This is a genomic window from Streptomyces sp. NPDC006476, assembly GCF_040612015.1.
GTDB classification, from domain to species: domain Bacteria; phylum Actinomycetota; class Actinomycetes; order Streptomycetales; family Streptomycetaceae; genus Streptomyces; species Streptomyces griseorubiginosus_B.
This window is the reverse complement of the sequence record NZ_JBEXPK010000053.1, coordinates 31,784-57,387: the sequence shown is the minus strand read 5'-3', so window position 1 is coordinate 57,387 and position 25,604 is coordinate 31,784. Positions and strand designations below refer to the sequence as shown.

The window sequence follows — 25,604 nt, the reverse complement described above, 5'->3', positions numbered from 1 at the left end:
GGCGACTGCACCATCAACGACGACGGCTCGATCGGCACGCCGTACAAGCCGGGCGACTCGGACAAGACCCCGCCCTGCGGCATCACCTACCTCAAGGCCACCAACGGCACGCCGTACCACCTGAAGGCCAGCATCACCTGGCAGATCTCCTGGGAGGGCACAGGCGGCGCCAGGGGCGACCTCCCCGACGGCACCTTCGACACGACCCAGGACATGAACGTCCAGGAGATCCAGGCGATCAACCGCTGACGACCGACTCCACGTCGCCGAGGACACGCGCCGGATCAGGCCGAGTCCTCGGCGAACAGATCGTCTGAACTGGTCGCATGGAGCGCCCTGTCACCGGAAGCGGCCCCGCCTCCACCAGTCATCTCGACATAGGTCCGCAGGAAGAACGGTGAACCACGAAGCGACTCGCTCACGTCACATCAAAGACCCCACGGATCGGGATGAACCTTCGCCGACGGGTCCTGTGACCAGGTCAGACGGGCCTCGATCTGATCCCCTGTGAGCTCCACCAGCCGCTCGGCCGCCCAGCCGTTCCACTGGACGGCGCGAGGAAACTGTGGGAGGCGGAAGGCCGGGAGATGGGCCGGCAACGCTTCCGGGCGGTAAACCGCCTTCTTGACCTCCCCGCCCATTTTCTTCGGCTTGGACGACCTGCGCAGGTCCAGACAGTCGACCACCTGCTCCACCAGGTAGAGGAAGTACTCGTCGTCCTTGGCGCCGTCAATATCGACGGGGATGAAACTCCCTGCTGCCTGCAACCCCTCTCCGAAGCCCTCGACAAGACCGCGGCTGAGCAGGGGAGCACCTGCACGGCCCGAGGGAAATTCACTCTTGGGCCAGCGCCGCTCCCCCAGCCATTCGGCACGCAATCGAGTGGGCCGGTCCGCCTCGGCTCCACTGCGTTGCCAGCGCATAAGGTGCTGCACATCGTCGCTGTTGAGATGCAGCCCTTGGTATTCGTTCATGCTCGGCAGGAGCCGATACACCGAAAGAGCCTTCTCGGCCTGCTGCGCCATTGCGTCACCATCCGTATCCGTCGTCACGTCGGCTCGGTCCATCATGGGGCTGTCCAGACCGCGTTCGCTGATGGCTGCCCGCTTGCCAGCTCTCTCTCGACCTGCTGCCCGATGGAACGCAGTTCCCGACGCAGGGCACCACGGATGGCGCGCGCTCCGTAGCCGTCGTTCTTCATCACGTCCGCCACGTCTTGCAGATGGTTGTTCAGGCGCTGGAGGAACATCTTCCGATGCGTGAAGTTGTGCGGCCGTGGATGCCCCAGCGGAACCCCGTTGACCGCGTCGTTGATGTCGACGCCGTACTTCTCCAGCAGGGCCCTGGCCTGGGCCGCCCCGTTTCGTTTCATGCCCGACGGCACGAGGTGGGCGGCAGCCTCACCCGCGCTCTTGGCCCGGCCCTCCCGCGCCAGGTTCTTCGCCAGCAGGTCGGCGTTCTCGGCACAGGTGAGAAGGCCCAGGTAGTCGAGCCACGACAGCGGGTTCGGTACGTAGGCGCGTGGGTTCGGGCCCGCCTCCAAGCCGAGAGGGTCGGCGCTGATGTAAGCCGCGGCGACCGGGTCGTAGTACCGGAAGAAGTTGTAGTGGAGCAGAGTCTCGGGGTCGAAGTACTGGCCGGGAAAGCGCAGGGGTGTGGACGTGTCGTACGCCCCGTCCAGCGCCGTCAGGCCCCAGAGCGTGGCATCGGAGCGCCAGGCGATGTCACCGTTGTCGGTGACGAGTTCGGTCGGCGTCCCCACGAGGTCGGTGACGATGGCGAAGAACCGCTCGTCGACGACGTCCTGGGGCGCGTCGGCGAGCGTGGTGCGCTGCGTCTGGGTGAGTGGTCGGGCGCCGTCGCGTTCCCAGGTCAGGGTGGACACCTCGGCGGAGTCTGTGCTTACCGTGGTCTGCTCCACGAGGTGCGGACCGTCCCAGGTGAAGCGGGTCTCCTCTGTCACGCTCCGGCCGTCCGGGCTCAGACGTCGCTTGGCGACTCGGCGGCCCAGTGGGTCGTACACATAGCGCCAGACCGTGCCGTCGGGGGTGACCACCGAGGTGAGCCGGTCGTCGGCGTCCCAGGTGTAGCGCCAGATGTCGGGTTTGCGTGACAGCCGTGTGCGACGGCGCAGCACCACCCGCCCGGCGGCGTCGTACTCGTAGTGAACGCCGCCGGCACGTAGGACGCGGTTGCCCTGGTGAACGCGCTCGCCACGCCCCTCCTGCGTGGAGAAGCGATCCGGCCAGGCGGCGCGTGTCTGGTTTCCCTGCTCGTCGTAGGCGTACGACTCCGTCCAGCCTTGCGCGCGTACGGTGAGGACGCGTCCCGCGCTGTCGAGTTCGAACGTGCGGCGTCCTGCCGTTCGGTCATCGAGCGTGGTCACGTGGCCGTCCGGCCTGTACGTGTAGCTGCGGTGCGCGAGAGGGCGCGGGCTGGTGGGCGAGGTGAGCCGCTGCGTGGTGAGTCGGTCCCCGGCATCCCAGTCAAGGGCGAGTGTGAGGCCGGTGTCGGTCCACCTGGTCGTCTCTCGGCCGAGGTGGTCGTACGCGAAGGCCAGGGTGCGATCGCCGGCCCTGAGCGCCGTACGGTGGCCTGCCGCGTCGTACCCGTACGTTGCGACGGCACCGCTCGGGGTGGTCCTGCTCACCGGGCGGCCGAGGACGTCGTATCCCGTGGCAAGGACCCTGCCGTCGACGGCCTCGGCGGTGATACGGCCACCGCGGTCGTACTCGTACACGAGGGTGGCTTCCGGGCCCACGGCCTGGACGAGCCGACCGGCGCGGTCGTGGGAGTACGTGGTCGCCCTGCCGTCCAACGTCGCCCTGATCTGGTTGCCGACCTCGTCGTAGGCGAACTCGGCCGTCTGCCCGACGGCGTTCGTACGGCTGAGCAACTGGCGGGCCGGATCGTAGGTGTAGGAGAGGGTGCGGCCGTCGAAGTCGGTCTCGGACACCAGGTTGCCCACCGCGTCGTAGCGGTAGTCCCAGGTGAGTCCGCGCGGGCCGGTCACCTGGGTCAGCCTCAGTTCCGTGTCGTGCCGGAAGCTGTGGCGTACGCCGTCCGGCGTCGTGCGCGAGGTGAGCAGGTCGAAGGGGCCGTAGGCGAAGGTGGTCGTTCGGCCCAGCGCGTCGGTGTGGGTGAGTTGATTGCCCTCGCCGTCATAGGTCCAGCTCTCCACACTGCCGTCGGCGCCGGTTGTCGAGGTCAGCAGTCCCTCGGGGGACCAGGTTCGCAGGGTCCGGCCTCCCAGCGGGTCCACGACGGCTATACACCGGCCGAACGGGTCGTAGGAGTAGGTGGAGGTCGCCCCGAGCGGATCTGTGGCAGAAGTCGGTTGTCCGGCACGGTTGTTGGTGAAGCGGTACACGGCGCCCGTCGCGTCGGTCAGCGTGGCCAGGGCACCCGTCGGTTCGCGGGTGAAGACAGTGGTCGCCCCGTCGGCGGTCGTCAGCGCGGTGCAGTTGCCGCGCTCGTCCCACTGCTGTCGCAGGACGGCACCGTCGTACTCGGTGATCTCCTCCGGCAGGCCGAGGTCGTTGTAGCGGGTGGTGGAGACCGAGCCGTCGGGCAGCTCGACGGCGGTGAGACGGCCCGCCTCGTCCCACTCCATGCTCAGCGAGCGGCCCAGTTGGTCGGTGCGGCGCAGCAGACGGTCCCGGTGGTCCCACTCCTGTGTGACCCTGTGGCCGAACTCGTCTGTTTCCTCAACGAGTTGGTAGGCGTCATTGAACTGGTAGTGCGTGGCATGACCCAACGAGTCGACCGCTACGGTGCGGTGAGCTTCCTCGTCGTACGCGAAGGTGTAGGAAAGGAATCCGTCCATGCCGTGGCCGGCCACGCAGCGGCCGGCGTTGTCGTACTCGAAGCTGTACCAGACGCGGTTGCGGTCCTCCCAGCGCGTGAGGCGCCGGTGGTCGTCATAGGCGAACCGCAGGGGCAGTCCTGAGGAGTTGTGGACGGCCGAGAGATTGCCGTGGTCGTCGTAGCCGTAGCGGACCAGGGTCGGCCGTTCGGGGTGACTGTGCAGGACCAGTTCCGTGATCCTGCCCTTCTCGCAGGTCACTCCTATGCGGTAGCCGCCGTGATGGATGATCTCCGCGGGCGTTCCGTCCGCCCGATAGGTCACGGTGACGGTGTTGCCGTTCCGGTCACTGATCGTCGACAGCGGAAGCTCGGCCGACGTGTGGTCGGGCAGCGGCCGGAAACGCAACGTGCGACCCGTCTCCGGATGGTGCACGGCGAGTCCGCCGTCGCCATCCCAACTCAGAGGCCATGCGGGGCCTTCCACCGGCAGTACGGGAACTTCCGGATCCGGCACCGGGTAATGCAGCACCATGCCGTCGTCCACGGCGAGCCGCACGCCGGAGTCGTCGAGCAGCAGGCGTTGATCGAGTGTGCACGTCCAGGAAGGCCCCAGGAAACGGCCACTGCGGACGCTCGTGCGGTGGTGGCGTTCCAGCACGAGGGGAAGAACACCGTCCAACAGCACGTCGGTTGCCGACATGACCAGCTCGCCGGTGGCCAGGTCGACCGGGTCGCCGCGGGTGATGAGCTTCTTCATCTGGCGGCCCAGGACACGCGCGGTCTCGCCGAACCCCCGAACACCGAAGGCCATGCCCTTCAGCCCGGTTTTACCGAAGGCTCTCATCCCCTTCGCCAGCTTCCCCAGCGAAGTGATCCCCTTGCCCCCCGGTATGCAGTCCAGCGCCGCGAACCCCACGTCCCACAGGGACGCCTGGCCCTTGGAGTATTTGTAGAGGGTGTCCGCCAGGACCACGAGGGCCGCCACCAGGACGATCGCGCCCAGGATCGGGCCGCCGATGATCATCGCGATGATGCCGACGACCGTCACGACCACCTTGCAGACCGTGACGATCGTGTCCCAGTTGTCCTCGAACCAGTCGCCGACGTCCTCCCACCACGAGCGGTTCTGGATGCCCGCGTCGGAGGCGTCGTCGATCTTCTGTTTGGCCTCGCGGGCCGCGTCCTCGCGCATCCTGCGGGCGTCCTCGGCCATCTTCTTGGCGGCGGAGAGGGCGTCCTGGGCGTCGGTGACGTCGGACTGGGCCTTGGTGTGGGCGGACTTCGCGGCCTGGGCGTCGCGGGTGGCGGCGCGGACCTTTGACTCGTCGGGCTTGTCGGCGGCGGACTTGCTTCCGGTGGGGTCGTCCTTGTACTTGTCGGCCTCCTTGGTGGCCCGGGTCACCCAGGAATCGGCGGACGCCAGACGGGACTTGGCCGAGGACAGGTCGTGCTGCGCCTCCCTGCCCTTGGCCAGCGCCTTGTCCGCCAGTGCCTGCGCCCGCTCCAGCTTCGGCCAGTACGCCGCGAGCGCGTCGCCGCACATCTCGTACGACTTCTTCAGTTTCTTGAGGTTCTTCGGGACACCGGAGAACTCGTCCTTGAAGACCTCCGCGGACTTCCCGGCCCACTGCAGGGTCGCGTCGTCGTCCGCCATGCCCTTGACGACCTTCAGGGCGCCGGAGACGTCCTCCGCGAACTCGTGCAGGGTTCTGGCGAGCGTCCGTACACGGTCCGGGTCACCCGGTGTCGGGTCCTTGTCCAGGTCCAGGACATACCAGTCCCGTGGCCGCTGTCCCGCCATTCCGCAACCCCCGTCACGCGCACATCAATGTCAACACCCGTATGCACACGCGAACTTACCGTGCACTTACGTTCGAGGTGAAGGAGCCACCGGCGTGATGCGGATCAACCCGTGAAGCGGAACGTCGATGTGATCGCGTCGAAGATGTCGAAGAACGAGTCGGCCAGGTCTAGGACCTGGCTGCTGCCCGCCACCAGGGCGACCTTGCCCTCCTGGCCCGGGACGGGGATGAACGTCTGCATGAGGACGGCGCGGAGGGTGCGGCCCAGGGAGTCGTCCGGTACGGCGATGTCCTCGATGCCGTGGGTGCGAGCCGCCGGACCCACGCCGGGGATGTCGACCGTCGTCACCTTCCGCCAGGAGTCGCCCTCCTTCCTGGCCTCCTTGGGCGCGAGGCCCGCGGCGATCGCGGCGGGGTCGGTGGACAGGGGCGCGCCGTCGCGGGTACGGCCGCCGACCAGGGACACCGTCACCGAGCCCGTGATCGGCGTCTCGCCGCCGAAGCTCTCCGCCATGCAACCGCAGTACAGGGCACCCGACTTCCACGCGTCCGCCGCCGCCTTCCGCAGAAAGCCGACGTACGTGTCCCGGTGCGGCGCCAACTCCGGGTGCTGACGCACCCGTTCGCTCACCATGCGGCGGATGGAGTCGTCGCGCGACTCGGGGCGCACGTCGAACTCCCACCACGACTCGGGGACCTTGATCCGGAAACCTCCGCGCTCGACGGTCAGCGCCTCCATGTAGCGGGCCATGACGGATCCGGTTCCCCCGTTTCGCGAAGTCTTCTCGATCGCTCGTGCCAACATCGTTAAGTTGTACGGTGCCGCCCAGACTACGAGATCGTCGGAACGGGGGACGGACACATGGGCAAGGGCAAGAGCGACCTCGCGCTTCCGCTCAGTGAACTCGAGGAGTACGGGGGCAAGTTGCGCTCCCTCAAGACCCGGCTGAACCACACCAAGAAGCTCTTCGAGTCCTACCGGGACGACATCGGCGACGGCAGTGTCAACGACGCCCTCGGTGACTTCGAGTCCAACTGGGAGGACGGACGCGAGGACATCAGCCAGCAGTTGGACGCCCTGGCCGACATGTCCGACACGGTCGTACGGGAGTTCAGGAAGCTCGACGTCGACCTGGCGAAGAAGGCCGAGGACGCGGTCCGCCCGGAGGGGCAGGCCGGTGGCGGCGGCAAGGGGCACAGCCAGGCTGAGTGAGGGAGCACAGCCAGGCCGACTGAGGTCTCACGCCGCCCCGAACAGCGTCGCCAGACCCCGGTCCAGCGCCGGCCGGAGGGGTTCACCGCCGGGCTCCGTGACCGTGTACGAGCGGTGGAGGAAGTGGCGGAGGTCCGCCGTGCGGAAGCGGACGACCGCCACGCCCTCGGGGGCGCGGAACTCCACCAGCGTGTCGGTGGGGCCGTACGGGCGGACGTGGACCGTGCCGAGGCCGGCGGGGGCGTCCAGGCCCTCCTCCAGGAGGGCGCGGGCGAAGGTCCAGGTGACCTCCTCCTCGTCCAGGGAGATCCAGGCGGGGAAGACGAGGTGGACGGCCAGCGGGTCCTCGGAGCTGTAGCGGAGGGTCACGGGGACCGCCAGTTCCTCGTGGTCGGGCGTCAGAAGATGGGCGCCGGTGGGCTGTTCGAGCGCTATGTACACGAGCGGTCTCCGTCGGGGTCGGGCGCGGGCGGCGGTGCCGGTGAGTCCTTGCACTTCTTGGAGCACGCAAGTGGCGATTGCATTACGCCGGTACGGAAGATTCCGGCGTGACGTGCGTCACTTTACGATGCTCGCGAAACTTTGATTGAAAGTTTTGCCATCTAGGCTTACAAGCCTTCTGCCCCGTCCTTCCCCCAGCAGGCAGCAACTGGAGCGTTCCGCCATGCCCGACGGTTCCACGGCCGCGTACGCCCGCGTCTACGAGGAGCAGCAACCCCGCCTCGTCGCGTACGCCCGCTCGCTCACCCGCAACGCCCATGCCGCCGAGGACCTCGTGGCCGAGGCCCACTTCAGGGTCTGGCGCCGCCTTGCTCAGGGGCACGAGATCGAGAACGTCCCCGCGTACCTGATGACGACGGTCCGCCATCTCGCGACCGCCGCCGGCACCGCCGTACGCGAGACCCCGCGGGATCCGCACGGCGACGAGCAGGCGCAGGTGCCCGCGCAGGGCGGCGATCCGGCCGAGCGGGTGTCCTCCGTGGACCTCGTCGTACGGGTGCTGGAGCAGCTGCCCGAGCGGTGGGTGAAGGCGCTGTGGCTGGCCGAGGCGGAGGGGCAGCCGTTGGCGGCGATCGGGCCGCAGCTCGGCACCAAGGAGGGGGCGACCGCCGTCCTGTTGCACCGGGCGCGCGAGGGCATGCGGCAGGCGTTCCTGCGGGAGCAGACCGGGGCGCCCGACGACCCCGCGTGCCAGGTGCACTGGGCGCGGATGCCGGCGTACGTGCGCGGGGCGGCCTCGGCGCGCCAGTCCGAGCGGCTGCTCGGGCACGTGGACGGCTGCGAGGACTGCCGGGCACGGCTCGCGGCACTGATGAGCGCCAACGACCGTCTGCCCGCGCTGGTCGGACCCGCGCTGCTGGTGCTGGCGATGGGGGGCGCGGGGAAGTACCTGCTCGCCTTCGCCACGGCGGGCTCCGCGACGGGGACACAGGGCGTGCTGCACGGGGTGCGGCACGCCCTGACCGGCGGAGCCAAGCCGGTGGCCGCCGCGGCCGGGGTGGTCGTGGCGGGTGCCGCAGCACTCGTCCTCGTGCTCGGCAACGGCGGCCCACCCACCGCTCCGGCGGGCCGGGTCCCGGCGGCGGACGGACCGGCGGTACGGACACCGGTGGCTGACGCTCCGGTGGGGCCGTCGGTGAAGAAGGGACGGGTCAAGTCGGGGGACGGCGAGGGCACTTCGGTACCGGTGGACCTGGTCGCCGCGACGAAGGCGGCCGGCGGTACGGCCGTAACGGAGCCCCGCGTCGACTCCACGGACGTACCCGCGACCGCCGCACCGAGTGAGCCCGTCCCGACGCCGACGACCGTACCGAAGGAGACGGACCCCGCTCCCCCGCCCACGGACGGAACCGGCGGCGAACCGACGCCCCCGGCCACCTCCAGTCCGCCGCCCGTCGACGAGACCACTCCCCCGCCAGACGACGGCGAGACGCCCCCGGTCACCCCGCCCACGGAGACCGAACCCGCGCCCACGCCTGAGCCCACCGACACCTGCGGTGGGGCACACGGCCCTCATGACGGACCGGGACCGGAACAGCGCGAGCACAAGCACGGGCACGGGCACCCGCACCACTGAAGCCCGCGCCTCAGCCGACCTCGTTCTGCGCCACCGCCTGCCCGTGGACGACCACGTCACCGCCGTAGAACATCCCCGTGAAGACCGGCGTGTACGTCAACTGCACCTCGACCTGGACCTGTTCTGCGTCGGCCGCCACGCAGTGGGTCGCGGCGATGTCCGCGCCGGACATGTCCATCTGCCGGGCGAAGGTCTTCACCCGGGCGTCGCAGTCCTGGTAGTTGATCGGCGCGGGGCCGCCCGCATCGTCGTAGAGGGCCTCCCGGTCGATGTCCTGGGCGGCGTAACGGGCCGCCTGTTCCGCTATGTCGGCGGCCCGTTCGCGCTTCGAGATCGACAGGCCGCCGTCGATCACGAATGCGGACAGGGACAGGAAGACGAGCGCGAAGATGATGACCGCGCCGGCGCCCGAGCCGCGGTCGTCGAGCCGCGCCCGGCGCGCGGACCACCAGTTGCGCACGGCATTCCTCATGCCGTCCTCCGGAAGGGATCCAGGGGCGAACTGAAACTGGAGGTAAGGGTCGTGGGGACGTCGAGGCCGAGCATCGCCAGGCCCCGGACCTGGCAGCTGACCTCGACCGTGAAGATGGTGTCCGGCTCGAAGCCCTGGCTGGTCTGTACGACGGAGACCGGGCCGGAGCAGACGTCCGAGAGGTCCGCCTCGGCCGCCTTCCGCGCCTCGGCCATCGCGGTGCCGTGGTCCTTCTGGATCGAGCCCGCGCGGGCGGCGTCCCGTGCCGCGCCGTCCAAAGCGCCACGGCCGTCGACGAGTTGACCGAAGGCCACCAGCACCAGGATGAACAGGATCATCACCGGGGCGAGGATCACCACCTCGATGGTGGACAGTCCCCGGTCATCGCCCCTGCTGTCGTCGGCCCTGCTGTCGTCGCCCCGGCTGTCATCACCCCTGTGGGCGTCCATCAGTTCCCCCCGTTGTCCTGCACGAACCGCTCCACCGGTCCTTCCGACTGCGCGTGCACGGTCAGGTTCAGCCCGGGGAAGACCGTAGGGATCCGTGCCGTGATCTCCACGCCCACCGTGTTCTGATCCGGCTGCACCATCTTCACGTCCGGCGACAGCACGAGCTGCGGACCCAGTTGGCGGATGTAGCTGTCCACCACGTCCCCTGCCTCGCCCCGCCAGCCGCCCGGCTCGTCATGAGCCGTGGCCCGGGCCTTGCGGGCGCCGGCCTGGGCCGCCGCCTGCGCCACGTGGTCGGCGAAGAAGTACAGCGCGAACTGCACCGTCGCGAAGATCATGAAGAAGAGGACCGGCGTGAGCAGCACGAACTCGATCGCGGTCATGCCGGAGTCGCCGCGGGCGGAGGCGGCCTCCACCCGTCGGCGTACCCAGCGACGTACGCGCACCGACAACCCCGTTGATCTCGTACGGGCGTTCAGCAGGTCTTGCCCGCGTCGGCGCCCTTGATGCAGTTGCCGACCTTGTTGGCGCCGTCGCTCAGCGCCGCGTTGATGATGGCGGCCACCACGCCGACGATCGCCACGACGACCGCGGAGATGATGACCCACTCGACCGCGGAGGCACCGCGGTCCAGTTCGCCGGAGCGGGCGCGCTGCACCCGTCCCTGCAGGAAGGTGACCAGGAAGTCCACGGCCGGGATGCCGGTGGTGAAGTTCCTTGTGTTCATGATGAGTTGTTCCTCTCAGAAGCGGTTCGGCGGCTGGATGGCGTCGGTGGTACCGGCCCTTGTCATTGCACCTGGAACACCCGCATGGCCGCGGGGAAGATCAGGAACACCAGGAAGCCGGCGCACAGCAGCAGCTGGGCCACGAGCATCGACTGGGACTTCTCGCCCGCGCTGCCCTCGATCTCGGCGAGTTCGCGGTGCCGCATGGTCTCCGCGCGGGAGGCGAGGGACTCGCGGACCTTGGCACCGTCGTCGGCGACCAGGGCGAGCGAGGCGGAGAGGTCCTTGAGCTCCTCGACGCCCAGTTCCTCGCCGAGCGCGCCCAGCGCCTGCCACTGGCTGACACCGGTGATACGGGCGTCGGCGAGGGCGTTGCGGATGCGCTGGTTGGCCCAGCCGTCGGAGATCTCGGCCGCCGCCATCAGCGCCTCGGGCAGACCGCGGCCGCCGGCGAGGCTCATCGACACCAGGTCCAGATAGGCGCCGATCACCCGCCTCAGGTCGCGTCGCTTCTCGGCCGCGTCCCGCCGTACCTCCAGGTCGGGCAGGAAGAAGAACACCGCCCCGAACATCAGCGCCAGCCAGACCGGGATGATCGGGCTGTGGCCGAAGCCCATCGTCCACACGACCGCGAACAGGAACGGGCCGAAGAACAGACCCGCCACCGCCAGCAGCACCTTGGTCGCCAGGAACTTCTCCCAGCTGCGCTCCAGGACCGCGAGGTCCGCCCGCAGCGAGCGCTGCTCCCAGCCCTGCTGCAGATAGAACTCGGCCACCCGCTCGCCGACTTCGGCCCGCAGCGAGCCGAGGCGGCCCTGGTCGCGTGCGGTGCGCGCCGACTCGTACGCCGCCCCGCGCGCCCGCATGGCGTCGATGCGGGCGACCTGCGAGACCGCGCTGCGCCTGGTCGGCATCAGGGCGCGCACGAGGACGTAGACGCCGAGGCCGAGGACCGCGCCGACGACGACCGGCATGGTGAGGTTCACCGTCGTACCCCTTCTTCCGGCTGGGCGGGCGACTGGGCCGGCATCCGCGGCCGGACGAACTGCACCCCGGACTCGTCGCGGACCAGGAAGCGTTCGGGCGTCTCGATGGTGGACAGCTTGCGCAGCCACCAGAAACCGAGCGCGAACAGACCGCACACGCAGGCGAGGACGAGCTGACCGACCGCCGTGCCGTAGGGCGCCACGAACTCGCGGTTGAAGATGGACAGTCCGAGCACGAAGGCGACCGAGACGGCGACGACGATCTGCACCGAGCGGCGGGTGGAGGCCCGTTGGGCCATCACGCGCTGGCGCATGTCCACTTCCTCGCGCGCCGACTTCGCGAGCGCACCGAGGACCTGCCGCAGACCGGGGCCGCGGAGGCGGGCGTTGAGGATGAGGGCCGCGACGATGATGTCGGCGGACGCGTCGTTGATCTCGTCGGCGAGCTGCTGGAGCGCGTCGGGCAGCGGGGTGCGGGAGCGGAGCCGGTCGACGAGCGCGTCCAGGTGCGGACGCAGGACCGGGGCCGCGGCACGCGCAGACGCGGGGATGGCCTGCTCCAGGCCCACCGCGCCGGCGATGGTGTCGCGCAGCGACTCCGTCCAGGAGGCGAGGGCCTCCACGCGCCGCATGGCGGCCCGTTCCTCGGCGGCGCCGCCGAACAGCCGGTCCCAGAAGAAGACCAGGACACCGGCGGCGATCCCGGCGACCGCCCAGCGGGTCAGCAGCAGCACGACCAGGCCGATGATGGCGGCCAGCGATCCGCGCTGACCGGCGAACCGGATCAGCTCGCTCGCCCGCTCGGCCGCCTTCTGCTTCTCGTGGTCGGGCTTCACGGGCAGTCCGCGTACGGCGACCATGAACAGCGCGAGGCCGCCGCCGACGGCGACACCGGACCCGATGGAGTACAGGACGGTGGTGGAAAAGAGCCCGCCCATGGAGCCGAGCGACCCGAGTGCCACTGAAGTCATCGTGTTCACCCCCACGTTCCGGTGGGCCGGTAGCCGTGCTGCATCAGGTCCTCCAGGCACGAGATCGGCGCGTGCGGCACGATCCGGCCGTCCGGCGCCTCGGCGAACACCTCGCTGGACAGCACCCGGCCGTCCACGCCGTTGACCTCGCGGACCGAGGTGACCATGCGCTGGAGGCGGCCGCCCGTCTGGTAGTTGTTGCGCCGCTGGATGAACACGACGAAGTTCACCGCGCCCGCGATCAGCATCTGGCTGGCCTCGATGGGCAGCCGCTCGGACGCCTGGAGCGCGTAGGTGGAGATACGGTTGAAGACCTCGCTGGAGCTGTTGGCGTGGATCGTGGACAGCGAGCCGTCGTTGCCCTGCGACATCGCGTTCAGCATGGTCACGATCTCGTCACCGAGGACCTCACCGACGATGACGCGGGAGGGGTTCATACGCAGCGACCGGCGCACCAGCTCCGCCATGCTGATGGCGCCCTGTCCCTCGGAGTTGGGCAGCCGCTCCTCGAACGCCACGACGTTCGGGTGGAGTTCGGGAAAGGTGTCGAGCCCGAGCTCCAGCGCGCGCTCGACGGTGATCAGACGCTCGTGCGGCGGGATCTCGTTGGCCAGGGCCCGCAGCAGAGTCGTCTTACCGGCGTTCGTCGCACCCGCGATCATGATGTTCTTGCGGGCCCGGACGGCGCAGGCGAGGAAGTGCGCGACCTCGGGCGCCAGCGTGCCGTTGCCGACCAGGTCGGAGATGAAGACCTTGCCCATACGGGCGCGACGGATGGACAGCGCCGGCCGCCGGGCCACATCCATGACGGCCGACAGCCGCGAACCGTCCGGCAGGCGCAGGTCGAGCTGGGGGTTGGCGGAGTCGAAGGGCCGGGACGACAGACCCGAGTACGCGCCGAGCACCTGGATCAGCTCGATGAGCTCCTCGTCCGTCTCGGCGACGGGCTCCCCCTTCACCTCCCGCCCGTCCGCGAACCCGACGAAGACCTGGTCGCACCCGTTGATGTCGATGTTCTCGACCTCGGGGTTGTCCAGCAGCGGCTGCAGCCGGCCGACGCCGAACAGCGCCGCGTGCACGGCGGCGGCGTACTGCTCCTCGGTCTCGGCGTCGAGGGGGGTGCGCCCGGCGTTGATCTCGGTGCGGGCGTACTCCTCCAGGATCTGGGCTATGACCGCGCGCGCGTACTGCCGCTCGTCCTCGGTGGACATCGGCGTGACGTTGTTCGCCTGGTCGAGCCGGCGCTGTTCGGCGATGCGGTCACCGGCGTCCTGCCGGAACCGCTTGACCAACTGGTGGTCGACAGCCGTCATGCCCCGGCCCCCGCATGGCCGCTGACCTGGCCATGGGTCGGTACGGACCAGGCGGCGCCGTACTGCTGGTAGAGGTCCGCGGTGACCTTGCGGGCCGAGCGGATGAGCAGGGACTTCTCCAGCCGGCCGCGCTTGCGTCCGGCCAACTGGTCGGCTCCGGCGGGGTCGTCGGCGATGGTGCCGACCACGCGGGCGCCGGTCTGGGCGTGCACCAGCATGTCGTTGACCTGGCTCGCGATCTTGCCGGCGCTGTTGGTGTCGGCGATCAGGATCACGCCGATCAGCGGGGTGGCGAGGCTCGCGGCGCCGCGGGGGCCGCCGTGCAGCTTGTTGGCGAGCGCGAGGGCGCGGTCGCGGACGCGGGCGATCGCCTCCGGCTCGGTGCGGCTGATCAGCAGGACCAGGGCGGCGTGCGGGAACAGGTCGACGGCGGGGGTGTCGCCGCTGATGCGGCCGCAGTCGGCGATGACGTCGGCGGGCGCGTTCGGGGAGTCGGCGAGGCTCGCGAAGGCGTGCCCGAGGGTGGGCCACAGACCGGTGAGACCGGCGGCCTGCTCGGCGATCCCGAGTCCGACGAGCACTTCGAGTCCGCCGCTCAACGGCTGGACGTGGTCCCAGAGTTGGTCGGGTACGAGGCCGCGGCGGGCGGTCGCGGCTATCGACAGCATGCCGGTGTTGGGGTTCAGCGGCCCGCCGTGCGCGGCGGCACTGCGGTACACCAGGTCACCACCCGCCGGGTCGGTCTCGGCGAGCAGGACGCGACGCGGCCAGACCGCGGCGAGCGCGACGGCCGCGGTGGTGACGCCGGGGGAACCCTTGTCGGCGGCGAGGGCGATGAGGGCCATGGGTTGGGTGCCGCCTCTTAGTTGCCGGGAATGAGGACGACGGCGACCGACCCGTCGGACGCGGCCTGCGCGAGGGCGGCGGCGTCGGAGGCGTCGACGGTCAGGGTGACGGGCAGGCTGGTGCTGCTGATGACGTCGCCGCTGCCGTTGTCCTTGACGTCGGCCACGACGGCCCGCTCGACGAGCAGGGAGTTGCCCCCACCGGACGAGCTGTTCGACGAGGACGAGCTGGAGGAGCCACCGCTGGAGGAGGAGTTGCTGCCCACGCGGTACACGGCGACGTTGTCCCCGGCCTTCAGGCCGGTCGGGTACTGGCCCTCCTTGAGGGAGACGCCGACGGTCGCCTTGCCCTGTGCAAGGGAGTTCTTCGTCGCGAACATCGGGCCGACGAGGACCGTGCCCTTGTAGAGGGTGGACTTGGCCTGGAGCTTCTTGAGGAGCTCGCGCTGCGACCAGGGCACGAACTCGGCGCCCGAGTCCTTGTTCACCATCACGGAGGTGATCTTGGCGTCGGTGATGGAGTCGCCTGCCTGGAGGTCGCCGGTCAGCTCGATGACCTCGATCCGGTCGCCTGCCTGCAGCACCAGCGTCGTGGCACCGAGCGCACCCAGCAGGATCAACAGCACCGCCAACGCTGCCAGCGCGGGTTTGCGCTCGCGAGGAGGAGTGGGAAGCCGGTCACCGACCGACGGTTGAGCCGGAACCGCGGAACGTCCCGCGCCCGCCCCCGTACGCTCTTGGATCTTCACGCAACAGCTCCCCGTACACCCAAGAAATTGCCTACCAATATGGACACTTCACACTTCCCGACCACTGACCCCGGGTTGCGACCGGCGGGCTGTCCAGCACAGAAGTGAGTGTCAAGCCATGGCACCGTATCAGCCGCACATAAGCCCCTCAAGGCGCGTCCTGACTCCTGGACCGCACCGCGCACACCGTTATCCACCTGCAACTCGAAGTGCGTACTCCCCAGTTGTGCGCGGCCTCGGAACCCTCCGCCACCTGTGCGTCAGTGAATCCGGCACCGCTCCGACATCCCACCCGTACCGGGACGTTCATCACGCTCCACCCATGAGGCCTGCACGATTCGCTCACGAAGCCTTTGAGCCACCGTGTCATGATCTTTGCCCCGTCCGGGTTCACCCGATCGTGACGGTCCTGGCCAAGTCGTCGGTCAGCGCGCACAGTTCGTCGGTCCGGGCCATCGCCCGCCACGACGTCAGCAGCACCAGCCCCCACCCCTCGTCCGGCACGATCCCGTACGCGCAGGTCTCCAGGATGGTCCCCGTGCCGTCCCGGTCGGCGTCCTGGACGTACGCGTGCCGCACACGGACGGACGGGCCGGCGGGGAGGTCGTGGTACTCCGCCTCGGGTGGGCGGAAGGAGATCGCCGTGATGGTGGTGAGGTAGCGGGCCAGGAGGTCGACGGTCATCGTCGGGTACGTGTCGTCGGCGAGCAGCGCCGAGAGCTCGATGCGGGCCAACTCGCCCCGGTGGGGCTCCGGGACGTACGACAGCGCGGTGACGGGGCCGCGGGTGCGGGCGTCGGCGGCGGCGTCGTGGAGTTCCTCGGCCAGGGCCGGCACCAGCCGCTCGTCGTCCGTCCGCTCCCGGGCCGCCTCCGCCGCCCATGCGGCGAGGTCGACCGGTTCCCGTACCGGCAGGCGGACGGCGTCGTCCGGCGCCTTCAGATGCACGGTCGACGAGGAGAAGGCGGGCATCAGGCCATCCATTGCAGGGTGCGGGCGATGGAGTCGAAGAGGCCGACCAGCGCGTCGGCGAGCGGCTCCATGGGGGTGGAGAAGGACAGCAGCAGCCGCTGATCGGCCTGTGGGACGGCGAGATAGACGTCCAGGTGCGTGACGGTGAGCTTGTTGCCGTCCGCGTCGTCGTGGGCGGGGCGGCGGCGGTACAGGTGTCGTACGGCGGGACCGGCGGGGAGGTCGGTCATGGTGACGTCCTCACCCCGGGCGCCGAGGGAGAGCGCGATGTCGGACAGCTCGCCGGCGGCCGTACCGGGCGGTGGTTTGAGCAGCGTGACGACGAGTCCGGCGGAGACCGGTATCTGGCCGAGGAGTTGGTTGACGACGTACATCTCCAGCCCGCCGTTGGCGTGCGCCGCCTCCGCCTGAGCCCGCATCCGCTCCGCGAGCGCCGCCTTCAGCTGCGGGGTGGCCTTCGTGCGGCGCAGGCTCCGGTTGACGAGCTTGTCGATGCGGTGGGGCCAGCGGTCGGGGTCGAGGACGACGCGCTCCCAGCCTTCGGGGACGGCGAGGCGGTAGTCGGAGGGGGGTGGGAGGACGGGGGCGGGGTCGGTCGCCATGCCCATGGTCACACTCACTTCGCTCGGCTCGATCGGCTGTCCGTTGGCCCTCATGTCGTCGCTCATGCCGTGGCACCGCCCGCCCGACCGCTCCCACGGCCCCTGAGCGCGCTCCGCCCGCTCACGAGCGCCGTGGTCAGCGGGGCGAGGACGAGTACGGTGGCGGCGCCCAGACAGAGGTGGTCCCAGAAGCCGAAGCCGAGGTCCGACACGCCCCCGAGAAACGGCCGGTAGTGCCCTGCCGGGTCGACCACGGCCCGCGTTCTCAGACCGACCATGGTCGCCTCCGTGCACGTCTTGTCGTTACGGATCACCTGGCGGACCGAGCCGTCGGGAAGCCTGACACGGCAGTACAGGGTGGAAACGCCGTGGGACTCCGAGCGCAGGGGCCTGGCGTAGGTGACCCTGGCCGCACGTCCGCGCAGGTGCAGATACCACTGGTCGGCCTGCTGAGAACCGACCCAGATCAGAACCACGTAGGAGAAGCCGACGAGGCAGCACACGACCAGCTCCGCTCCCGACGCCCGCGCCCTGGACCCGGCCCACCCCACGGCCGGCGCACACACAACGCCCACGAGCAACGCGTACGGGCCGACCAGATACGTGGAGGCCAGGCATACGGCCACGCCGGCCGCGGCGACGAGCAGCAGCCGTATCCACCGCCACACCGGGGTGTCACGCCCGAGGTCTCGCCAGTCAGCGGACGGGGTGAATTCGGAGACGATGTGCCGCACACGCCGCTCACCGCCCTCCTCGGCGGCGATCCGGCGCAGCACCGGCAGCCCCAGACCGATCTGCTCCAGTGTGCGTCGCGTGCTGCTCGGCAATCGTGCGAACAGCTCGTCCGCCGTGCCCCTTTCGGTCACGCCACGGTCCTGAGCGCCCGGTTGCGGTCACGCCGCCCCAGGACGAGGGCGGTGGCCGGCGTCAGCACGAGGACCACCGCGGCGCCCAGGAAGACGTACCCCTCCGCGATGCCGCCAATGTCCGACTTCGTACCGAGGGAAGGCTTGTAGTGGCCCGCGGGGTCGACCACGGCCTTGGTCGTCTGCCCCACTCGGTGGGCGCAGTCGTCCTTGTTGTCGATCACCTCGTGGACGGAACCGTCCGCCAGCCGGACTCTGCAGTACGTCTCACGGGTGCCGTGGGTCCATTGACGGGTCGGTGAGACGAGGGTGGCCGTCTGCTCCACGCCCCGCACCTGCAGATACCAGGCGTTGACGAAGGTCGTCCCGACCAGGACCGAGACGAAGTAGGCCGCCGCCGTGAGGAACCGTGCGACTCGGACGCCGCGGTTGTCCGGCGTCTTGAAGACGAGCCAAATCACGAGCATCCCGAGCCCCAGGCCCACCAGCCCCGCCAACTTGCCCAGGAGCAGGCTCAGAAGCAGGCACACGACGATGGAGGCGGCGGCCACCAGGAGCAGTCGGACCCACGGCCACACCGCCGACCCCCTGTTGTCCCCCATCCGCTCGGAGCGAGGACTGGTGGAGAACTCGGAGAGGATGCGGCGCACCCGCTGCATGCCGTCGGGCCCGGCTGCGATACGGCGCAGTTCCGGCAGCCCCATGCCGACCTCTTCCAGCGCCCGCTGCCATTTCTCCGGCAGTTCCGCGAACAGTTCGTCGACGGACCGGTCTTCGTCGCTCGCCACGTGATCCTTGCTCTCTCCGCACTGGGTTCCAGTCGGCCGACCGGGTCAACCGCTGGTGCTCCAGCGCCAGTTGTAGAACGGTGTTCCGCCGGCGCCGATCACCGGAAGCTCCTTCGCCCCCTGGAGCCAGTTCGGTCCGGTGACGAACGGCTCGCCGGAGTGGGTGTGGGCCAGGTTCGCCCAGCCGGCCAGGAGAGGCAGTGCCTGACTGCCGTAGTAGAGGGTCTTCGCCTGGCCTGCCATGGTCTTGAACGAGGAGTCCGCGATCTCCGACATCTTCGGCGCCTCTTCGGCGAAGGCCCTGGCCGCCGCGTGCACTTCCCGGGCGTCGCGGATGTCGTTCACGTATCCCTTGACGTTGAACGTCTCCTTGACCACCGACCGCATCCTCGGCAGCAATTTGGCGGGACCTTCGGCGAGCGCCTTGCTCATCTCCCCGGGCTTGACACCGTTGAGCGCCTCGGCGAGATCGCGGGCGGTCGCCGGATTCAGCCCGACCTCCCGGGCCAGTTGGAAGTCCTTGACCGCGGAGGAGGCCCGGGCTGCCATGGCCGCCTCCTTGGCCGTTGTCCCGAGGACCCGTCCGGCGCCGAAGGACAGCACACCCACCACGTCGATGGCGACGTCCAGCCAGGTGCCCTTGCCGTCCAGCGCCGAGACGGTGTCGCAGACCAGGGCGACGACCGAGGCGATGAGCGCCAGCGCGCCGAGCACCTCGCCGAGGATCGGTACCCAACTGAGGACGAGGGCCAGCACCCCGAGCGCGGCGGCGGCCACCCCCGCCCAGTGCCCGACCTCCGCGACCCAGTCCTTCCAGTTGTCCCACCAGTGATGAGCGGGATCCTTCAGCCCGTCATGGTCGAGAGCGTCCCGGATGGCCTTCGCCGCGTACCCGGCCTGGGTGTCCCGGTACTCGAGCGCGCGCCGCAGATCCCTCTTCGCGGCCTCCAACTCCCCGTCCGCGGCGTCCTTCTGCCGCTTCAGCTTCTGCTTGTCGGGGTGTTCGTCCGGCCCGGGATGCTGGTCGATCTGCTTCTGGTACCGGCTGCCGTCCGCGTCGGCGGCCTGCGCCTTCTTCAGGGCCGTACGCACCAGGTTCTGCGCGTGGTTGAGAGCGGTGGCCCAGTTCTCGCGGACCGTGTCGGCGATCGGCTCGTACGGCACGGTCGACCCGAGGGCGGAAGCGGCGGCGGCGTACCGCTGATGCGTCTTGGTGAGCAGCCCGACGGTGTCATGGGTCTTGTCCTGGAACGCCCGGCCGGCGTCGGAGTCCCAACCGTTCCCGTCGACGAGGTTGTTCAGCTTTCCGGCCTGCTCCTCGATGAGCTTGGCGGTGTCGGCGATGCGCTTGCCGAGCCGGGCGACTTCATACGGATCGCCGGGCGCGAACTCCTTGTCGTCATACCGCGCCGTCTGCCAGTCGACGCCGGAGAAGTCGTAGCTCACTTGTCCCCCGGCTGGGCTTTGAGCAGCGCGTCCGCCAGATGCTGATCAACACCGTCGTAGGCCTTCGCCGCCGCGCCGGCGGTCTTCCCGAGGAACTCCAGGCCGTCGCAGAGCTCCTTGCGCTTCTTCTTCCAGTCGTCGGCGAAGTCGTCCAGCGCGGAGGCGACGTCTCCCGACCCGATCTCGGCGCCGTAACTGTCGACAAGGTCCCTGGCCTGCTCGAAGTTCGCCTTGAGCCGAGCCACCGACCTGCTGATCTCCTTCAGCTCCGACGTGGACACCTTGACGTGATCCGCCACTTCGACCCCCGTACGCATACGTCACATCCGCCCCTCAGGCATGGGCAGCCAGGGTTACTGTCCTTCGACGGCTTTTCGGCCAGCAACCAAAGGACTGCAAAGGGAGCGTCCAGGATTGCTTTGCCGGAGTGAAGGCTTGGGGAGGCGCCGAGAAAATCAGGGACGCCCTTGGGGGTGTCTGACCGCGGCTTTTCCACGGACGCGGCCGGCCTGCTGCTATCGGTGACGGACGCCCGCGGCACCACCACCGCCGCGCGCGACGCCTTGGGCCGTATCACCCGAGGCGACGGACGCCCTGGGCAGCACCCTCGACATCGGCTGGACGGTGGAAGGGCTGGTCTCGTGGGTTCGACGCGGAATGCAACCCGGTCGCCCACACGGACCCCGGCGACCGCCGGATCGCGCAGTCCCCGGGCCATTTCGACCTGTTGACGGCAAGACGGGCGCGGAGGGAGCGTCGTACACCTTCGAGCACGACACGGACCGCCGACTGGTGCGCGCGCTCACCCCGTCGGCGACACATGGATTACACCTACGATCCGGCAGGCCGCCCGCTGGAGGAGAGGAGGACGAACAGCCGCAGGAATTCAGCGACGATCTCGTTACGAACCGATCGCCTGGGCGAAGACGATCGACGGCGACACCCTCAACTGGCTGGCCCAGCCAGACCAGAAGCCCGCTCCCTGGCGCACCCTCCTGTCCTTTGTGGACGCAGGGCTGACGGTCACCGGAACCGTCCGCTACTTCGACCGGCAGGTCTCCGTCGCATCCGACAACAAGGCGTCACTTACGTATTGCGGAGATGAGAGCAAGGGCTACAACAAGGTCATCAAGACCGGCGAGGTCAAGAAGACCAAGACGACCAAGAACAGTTACGTCTCCTACGGCGTGCAGGTCGCGAAAAACGCGGTGGGGGTCTGGGAACTGGTGAAGATCGTTTCCTCACGAGGAGCCGATCGGTGCCAGCCGTAACACGGACTCCGAGGGGGTGTAGCGACGGTAGTTCACGTCATCGATCTGTCTGTTCTCGGCCTCTGCCGCCATGGCCGACCGCCCAGGAAACGGTGCCTGGATCGCCGGTCGCTCGGAGACCAATGGACCGCGTCTCCTGCTGATACGCACTGAAGTTCGCGTCCATGCAACTGAAGGCGTGCCTGGAACCGACCTGGCCGGCCGGTTCCGGACGAGCCGGGATTACCACACAAAACATCCAGTACACCCTGAACTGCGCACATCGCGGGGGAAGTTCGCTCTGGTGAAACCGGGAAGCATCCCGATACCGTCAGACCTCTTGGCTTAACTTCTGTCTCACGGGGAGCTCAACTGTGAATCGCCGCTCTTTGCCCGTTGCTGCCGCGCTCACCGCGGCAGCGGCCCTGCTGCTGACGGCTTGCGGCGGCGGGGGCGGCAACTCCAAGGCCAATGACAAGATCGCAGGGGCGGACACGGGAAGTTCGGCGACGGCTTCGCCGAGTGCTTCCGCTTCCAGCGCGTCCGAACGGCCAAAGATCGCACTGCCCTCCGACCTCAACCTGATCTTCGAGGATACGAAGACAGGTGACTCGGTGAAGGACGCCGTACTGGCTGACAACGCGGAACGCATGCGTGCCGTGGATGCCGCCATCACCGGAACGGACCCCAAGGGCCAGGCGCTCGCCTTCTACAACACGGGCAAGGCGCTTGAGGCCGCCCTCTCCTGGGTCGCCGAGTTCAAACAGGCCGGAGCCACGCTCACCGGCGTGGCCCGGTACTACGACCGGACGGTGACGCTGACAGGCAAGTCCTCGGCAACACTCACGTTCTGCGCCGACGAGAGCAAGGGCTACAGCAAGGACAAGAAGACCAACAAGATCGCCAAGACGCCAGTCACCAAGAACAGCTACGTCCTCTACAACACCAGCTTGGACAAGAACGCCGAAGGGGTCTGGCAAACGTCCCAGATCATCTCCGTCCGGGGGGCCGCCAAGTGCCAGCCATAAGCAGACTCCTGGTGTGCCTGGCTGTAGTGGGAGGCGCCGTAGCCACGTCCTGCCCGGCAGCTTGGGCCGACTTTGTGCCCGGAGGCAAAGGCACGGGTTCCGAGACGCAGGTGAATGGCGACCAGAAGGGCGACGAGATCTCCGCGTCCGCGGGTGTCATCGTCTTCGACCGTTCCAAGAACGGTTCCGGTAGCTCCGTGGGTCCCGTAACCTCGACGACCTCCTGGACCCCACCGGCCTGTTGGTACGCCCCGAAGTACTCACCCGCGCAGCTCAAGGCGTATCTGGAGCCGATCTGGGCGGCCGGTTCGACGGGCGACCAATGGGACTCCCAACAACGCGACAGGTACGTGAACGGCCACCCGTACAAGGACTTCAACCAGGACAAGGCCGGCAAGGGCTACTGGTGGGACTCGTACGTCAACGAGAGCTTCCCGCCGGGCTGGAACAAGTGCACTGAGCCCATCTTCTGGGTGGACAAGGGCGATCCTCCCCCGGCCAACGTCCAGAACGCCGTGACCCCCAAGATCCTCGCCGAACTCGCCTACAACGAGATCCGGGTCCCGAGCACCAAAGTGACCCTCGCGCCGGCCAACGCCACCAAGGTCAACCTGCCGACCTGGGCATGGCTCGACGGCGCCCAGTTCAAACCAGTCTCCGTCACCGCCTCCGTGCCGGTCCTGGGCATCTCCGCGACGACGACCGCTGAGCCGGTCTCCCTCAAGATCGACCCGGGCACGACAGACGCGGTGACCTACCCGGCATCGGGCGTCTGCCAGATCAACGGCGGCCGCATCGGCGAGCCCTACGCCAAGGGCAAGGCGAACGACACCCCGCCCTGCGGCGTGAAGTACCTGCGCTCCTCGGGCAACGGCACCTACCCGCTCAAGGCCACCATCACCTGGAAGATCCACTGGACCGGCTCAGACGGCACCGGCGACGACCTGCCCGACGGCACCTTCGGCGCCACCCAAAACGTCACCGTCCAGGAAATCCAAGCCGTCAACCGCTGACGAACCCGTGGACGGTCCGCAGGCATGGACCCTCCATCGTCGAGGTCCACGCCCCGACGCGCTCCGGCTTCAACATCTATGCCTGCTAGGACCGCGCAACGCACTACCACCCCCGGCTGGCGTCCTGGACTTGGACTCCACCCACCGCCGCTCTCGCCTGATGCTCGGCATCTACATGGTCGACGCGAAAGGCAACGTGACGGCTGACAGCGACAGGCTGGAGATCGTGGCCGGCGGTCGCGTGGAGCCGATGCCGCGTAAGTCGGCGTATCCGCCGTGTGGGTGTCCGAGAAGGAGGAAGCCGCAATCGCGAACCGAAATCTCCAGCATCGACCGATGCCTGGACGCGAGACTCCAACGCATCCGGACTCACAGCCAGTTAGAGCACAGTCAGGACACGTCCCACACTGCTCGCGCCCGCTAAGTCCCCAATTGAAAGCGTTCGCAGGGAACTTCGCGCTGGCGAAAGCAAGAACCCCACCGATAACGTTCGTACCCTTGATGTACTTCAGTCTCACGGGGAGTCCACCACAGTGAAGCGCCGCACCTTGCCCACCGCCGTCGCGCTCACCGCAGCCACAGCCCTGCTGCTGACGGCTTGCGGGAGCGGGGGTGACGGGTCGAAAGCCAACGACAAGATCGCGGGGGCGGATACGGGGAGCGCGACTACAGCTTCCCCGAGTGCTTCGGCCTCCAGCACGGCTGCACGTCCGAAGATCGAGTTGCCCGCGGATCTCTCGTACACCTTCGACTGGTCCAAAACGGGCAACGCAGCCAAGGACGCGGTACTTGCAGACAGTGAGCAGTCCATCAAGGCAGTGGATCTGGCCATCGCGAACCAGAATCCGCTAGACAAGACCTACCTCTTCTACTACGAGGGCGAGGCCGCCGCACAGATCCAGCGATACGTTCAGGCGTATGTGAAGGCGGATGCTCGAACGACAGGCCACTACCGCTATTACGCCCCGGTGGTGAACATCAGCGCCTCGGATCAGGCCTCGCTGGTGTACTGCGAGGACCAGAGCAAAGCCTACGACCTCTATCTGAAGACCAAGAAGGTCAACAAGACAGCTGTCACCAAGAACAGCTACGTGCTCTACAGCACCCAGTTGCACAAGAACGGGAACGGTGTCTGGGCAGTCCAGAAGCTCATGTCCGTGAGGGGGAGTTCCAAGTGCCAGCCATGAGATCTGGCTCGCGGTTGCTGATCACACTGTCGCTCGTCAGCTCAATCCTGGCAGGCGCGGGGGCCGCCACGGCTGACACTGGCATTGGCGGAGGCTCGAAGACTCCGCCCAAGCCGGGACAGAAGACGTCGGGTGGTTCCGACAATGGCACCCTCAGCGCGGGCGTCATCGTCTATGACCGTTCCAAGAACGGTTCCGGCAGCTCCGTCGGCCCCGTCACCTCCACCACCGCTTGGACCCCACCCGCCTGCTGGTACGCCCCGAAGTACACGCCCGCACAACTCAAGGCGTACCTGGAGCCGATCTGGAACGCCGAGTCAACCGGGTCACAGTGGGACCTAGAGCAGCGAAACAAGTACGAGAAGGGCGGCGACGCTCCCGGCACATACAAAGACTTCAACAAGGACAAGACCGGCAAGGGCTACTGGTGGGACTCGTACGCCAACGAGAGCTTCCCGCCCGGCTGGGACAAGTGCACTGAGCCCATCTTCTGGGTGGACAAGGGCGATCCTCCCCCGGCCAACGTCCAGAACGCCGTGACGCCCAAGATCCTCGCCGAACTCGCCTACAACGAGATCCGGGTCCCGAGCACCAAAGTGACCCTCGCGCCGGCCAACACCACCAAGGTCAACCTGCCGACCTGGGCATGGCTGGACGGCGCCCAGTTCAAACCAGTCTCCGTCACCGCCTCCGTGCCGGTCCTGGGCATCTCCGCGACGACGACCGCCGAACCGATCTCCTTGAAGATCGACCCCGGCACCGCCGACGCGCAGACCTACCCCGCCTCCGGCGTCTGCCAGATCAACGGCGGCCGCATCGGCGAGCCCTACGCCAAGGGCAAGGCGAACGACACCCCGCCCTGCGGCGTGAAGTACCTGCGCTCCTCGGGCAACGGCACCTACCCGCTCAAGGCCACCATCACCTGGAAGATCCACTGGACCGGCTCAGACGGCACCGGCGACGACCTGCCCGACGGCACCTTCGGCGCCACTCAGAACGTCACCGTCCAGGAAATCCAAGCCGTGAACCGCTGACGAACCC

27 protein-coding genes and 1 pseudogene are annotated in these 25,604 nt (G+C 68.5%); 9 read left to right on the top strand and 19 right to left on the bottom strand.

What is annotated here, in order from left to right:
* Window positions 1–249 (top strand): annotated as a pseudogene (locus tag ABZZ74_RS39225) (hypothetical protein); the annotation flags it as partial.
* Window positions 250–428: 179 nt separating this feature from the next.
* Here the strand turns inward: ABZZ74_RS39225 and ABZZ74_RS39220 are convergent.
* The 3 genes from ABZZ74_RS39220 to ABZZ74_RS39210 all read right to left on the bottom strand — a co-directional run bounded on the left by ABZZ74_RS39220 (window position 429) and on the right by ABZZ74_RS39210 (window position 6,360).
* Window positions 429–1,070: a hypothetical protein gene (locus tag ABZZ74_RS39220; RefSeq protein WP_356773402.1), complete on the bottom strand. Its 642-nt coding sequence runs from the start codon at window positions 1,068–1,070 to the stop codon at window positions 429–431.
* Window positions 1,067–5,608, bottom strand: a complete 4,542-nt coding sequence (locus ABZZ74_RS39215; RefSeq protein WP_356773400.1) for a DUF6531 domain-containing protein — start codon at window positions 5,606–5,608, stop codon at window positions 1,067–1,069. The genes ABZZ74_RS39220 and ABZZ74_RS39215 overlap by 4 nt, the downstream gene beginning before the upstream one ends.
* A 104-nt stretch (window positions 5,609–5,712) precedes the next feature.
* Window positions 5,713–6,360, bottom strand: coding sequence for a hypothetical protein (locus ABZZ74_RS39210; RefSeq protein ID WP_356773398.1), 648 nt, complete (start codon window positions 6,358–6,360; stop codon window positions 5,713–5,715).
* Between the two features lie 111 nt (window positions 6,361–6,471).
* Between ABZZ74_RS39210 and ABZZ74_RS39205 the strand changes: the two genes are divergently transcribed.
* Window positions 6,472–6,822, top strand: a complete 351-nt coding sequence (locus tag ABZZ74_RS39205) for a hypothetical protein (protein ID WP_356773396.1) — start codon at window positions 6,472–6,474, stop codon at window positions 6,820–6,822.
* 27 nt (window positions 6,823–6,849) lie between these two features.
* Here the strand turns inward: ABZZ74_RS39205 and ABZZ74_RS39200 are convergent, their stop codons facing one another.
* Window positions 6,850–7,263, bottom strand: a complete 414-nt coding sequence (locus tag ABZZ74_RS39200; protein WP_356773394.1) for an SsgA family sporulation/cell division regulator — start codon at window positions 7,261–7,263, stop codon at window positions 6,850–6,852.
* A gap of 223 nt (window positions 7,264–7,486) precedes the next feature.
* Here ABZZ74_RS39200 and ABZZ74_RS39195 point away from each other — a divergent pair, with 223 nt between their 5' ends.
* Window positions 7,487–8,899, top strand: a complete 1,413-nt coding sequence (locus tag ABZZ74_RS39195; protein WP_356773392.1) for a sigma-70 family RNA polymerase sigma factor — start codon at window positions 7,487–7,489, stop codon at window positions 8,897–8,899.
* 10 nt (window positions 8,900–8,909) lie between these two features.
* Here ABZZ74_RS39195 and ABZZ74_RS39190 read toward each other — a convergent pair whose 3' ends face one another.
* The 15 genes from ABZZ74_RS39190 to ABZZ74_RS39120 all read right to left on the bottom strand — a co-directional run bounded on the left by ABZZ74_RS39190 (window position 8,910) and on the right by ABZZ74_RS39120 (window position 20,402).
* Entirely contained in the window at window positions 8,910–9,371 is a 462-nt protein-coding gene (locus tag ABZZ74_RS39190) for a pilus assembly protein TadG-related protein (RefSeq protein WP_356773390.1), read from the bottom strand.
* Entirely contained in the window at window positions 9,368–9,820 is a 453-nt protein-coding gene (locus ABZZ74_RS39185) for a TadE/TadG family type IV pilus assembly protein (RefSeq protein WP_356773388.1), read from the bottom strand. Before ABZZ74_RS39185 ends, ABZZ74_RS39190 begins: the two co-directional genes overlap by 4 nt.
* Complete coding sequence (locus ABZZ74_RS39180) at window positions 9,820–10,272, bottom strand: TadE family protein (protein ID WP_133043399.1); 453 nt, start codon at window positions 10,270–10,272, stop codon at window positions 9,820–9,822. The genes ABZZ74_RS39185 and ABZZ74_RS39180 overlap by 1 nt, the downstream gene beginning before the upstream one ends.
* Window positions 10,273–10,295: 23 nt before the next feature.
* A complete protein-coding gene (locus ABZZ74_RS39175) occupies window positions 10,296–10,547 on the bottom strand; it encodes a hypothetical protein (protein WP_133043400.1) in 252 nt (83 codons plus the stop codon).
* 62 nt (window positions 10,548–10,609) lie between these two features.
* The gene (locus ABZZ74_RS39170) at window positions 10,610–11,533 is read right to left on the bottom strand and encodes a type II secretion system F family protein (RefSeq protein WP_356773385.1); all 924 of its coding nucleotides are present in this window, start codon (window positions 11,531–11,533) and stop codon (window positions 10,610–10,612) included.
* Window positions 11,530–12,504 (bottom strand): type II secretion system F family protein, encoded by a 975-nt coding sequence (locus ABZZ74_RS39165; protein ID WP_356773383.1) that lies wholly within the window; start codon window positions 12,502–12,504, stop codon window positions 11,530–11,532. Before ABZZ74_RS39165 ends, ABZZ74_RS39170 begins: the two co-directional genes overlap by 4 nt.
* Before the next feature lie 5 nt (window positions 12,505–12,509).
* Window positions 12,510–13,817, bottom strand: coding sequence for an ATPase, T2SS/T4P/T4SS family (locus ABZZ74_RS39160; protein WP_133043402.1), 1,308 nt, complete (start codon window positions 13,815–13,817; stop codon window positions 12,510–12,512).
* Window positions 13,814–14,662, bottom strand: coding sequence for a hypothetical protein (locus ABZZ74_RS39155; protein ID WP_356773380.1), 849 nt, complete (start codon window positions 14,660–14,662; stop codon window positions 13,814–13,816). Before ABZZ74_RS39155 ends, ABZZ74_RS39160 begins: the two co-directional genes overlap by 4 nt.
* 17 nt (window positions 14,663–14,679) lie before the next feature.
* A complete protein-coding gene (locus ABZZ74_RS39150) occupies window positions 14,680–15,411 on the bottom strand; it encodes a hypothetical protein (RefSeq protein WP_356773378.1) in 732 nt (243 codons plus the stop codon).
* Window positions 15,412–15,801: 390 nt separating this feature from the next.
* A complete protein-coding gene (locus ABZZ74_RS39145) occupies window positions 15,802–16,383 on the bottom strand; it encodes a hypothetical protein (protein ID WP_356773376.1) in 582 nt (193 codons plus the stop codon).
* Window positions 16,383–17,051, bottom strand: a complete 669-nt coding sequence (locus tag ABZZ74_RS39140; RefSeq protein ID WP_356773374.1) for a hypothetical protein — start codon at window positions 17,049–17,051, stop codon at window positions 16,383–16,385. Before ABZZ74_RS39140 ends, ABZZ74_RS39145 begins: the two co-directional genes overlap by 1 nt.
* Window positions 17,048–17,851, bottom strand: coding sequence for a hypothetical protein (locus ABZZ74_RS39135; protein WP_356773372.1), 804 nt, complete (start codon window positions 17,849–17,851; stop codon window positions 17,048–17,050). The genes ABZZ74_RS39140 and ABZZ74_RS39135 overlap by 4 nt, the downstream gene beginning before the upstream one ends.
* Window positions 17,848–18,639 (bottom strand): hypothetical protein, encoded by a 792-nt coding sequence (locus ABZZ74_RS39130; protein WP_356773370.1) that lies wholly within the window; start codon window positions 18,637–18,639, stop codon window positions 17,848–17,850. Before ABZZ74_RS39130 ends, ABZZ74_RS39135 begins: the two co-directional genes overlap by 4 nt.
* 45 nt (window positions 18,640–18,684) lie before the next feature.
* Window positions 18,685–20,085, bottom strand: coding sequence for a putative T7SS-secreted protein (locus tag ABZZ74_RS39125; RefSeq protein ID WP_356773368.1), 1,401 nt, complete (start codon window positions 20,083–20,085; stop codon window positions 18,685–18,687).
* Window positions 20,082–20,402, bottom strand: coding sequence for a type VII secretion target (locus tag ABZZ74_RS39120; RefSeq protein ID WP_356773366.1), 321 nt, complete (start codon window positions 20,400–20,402; stop codon window positions 20,082–20,084). The genes ABZZ74_RS39125 and ABZZ74_RS39120 overlap by 4 nt, the downstream gene beginning before the upstream one ends.
* A 156-nt stretch (window positions 20,403–20,558) precedes the next feature.
* On the opposite strand from ABZZ74_RS39120, the gene ABZZ74_RS39115 reads away from it, so the two are divergent.
* The 6 genes from ABZZ74_RS39115 to ABZZ74_RS39090 all read left to right on the top strand — a co-directional run bounded on the left by ABZZ74_RS39115 (window position 20,559) and on the right by ABZZ74_RS39090 (window position 25,597).
* The gene (locus ABZZ74_RS39115) at window positions 20,559–20,816 is read left to right on the top strand and encodes a hypothetical protein (protein ID WP_356773364.1); all 258 of its coding nucleotides are present in this window, start codon (window positions 20,559–20,561) and stop codon (window positions 20,814–20,816) included.
* Window positions 20,817–21,089: 273 nt separating this feature from the next.
* Entirely contained in the window at window positions 21,090–21,356 is a 267-nt protein-coding gene (locus tag ABZZ74_RS39110) for a hypothetical protein (protein WP_356773362.1), read from the top strand.
* 353 nt (window positions 21,357–21,709) lie between these two features.
* A complete protein-coding gene (locus tag ABZZ74_RS39105; RefSeq protein ID WP_356773360.1) occupies window positions 21,710–22,363 on the top strand; it encodes a hypothetical protein in 654 nt (217 codons plus the stop codon).
* A gap of 74 nt (window positions 22,364–22,437) precedes the next feature.
* Window positions 22,438–23,376: a hypothetical protein gene (locus ABZZ74_RS39100; RefSeq protein WP_356773358.1), complete on the top strand. Its 939-nt coding sequence runs from the start codon at window positions 22,438–22,440 to the stop codon at window positions 23,374–23,376.
* A 533-nt stretch (window positions 23,377–23,909) separates the two neighbouring features.
* Window positions 23,910–24,563, top strand: coding sequence for a hypothetical protein (locus ABZZ74_RS39095; RefSeq protein WP_356773356.1), 654 nt, complete (start codon window positions 23,910–23,912; stop codon window positions 24,561–24,563).
* Window positions 24,560–25,597 (top strand): hypothetical protein, encoded by a 1,038-nt coding sequence (locus ABZZ74_RS39090; RefSeq protein ID WP_356773354.1) that lies wholly within the window; start codon window positions 24,560–24,562, stop codon window positions 25,595–25,597. The genes ABZZ74_RS39095 and ABZZ74_RS39090 overlap by 4 nt, the downstream gene beginning before the upstream one ends.
* The last annotated feature ends 7 nt before the right edge of the window (window positions 25,598–25,604 follow it).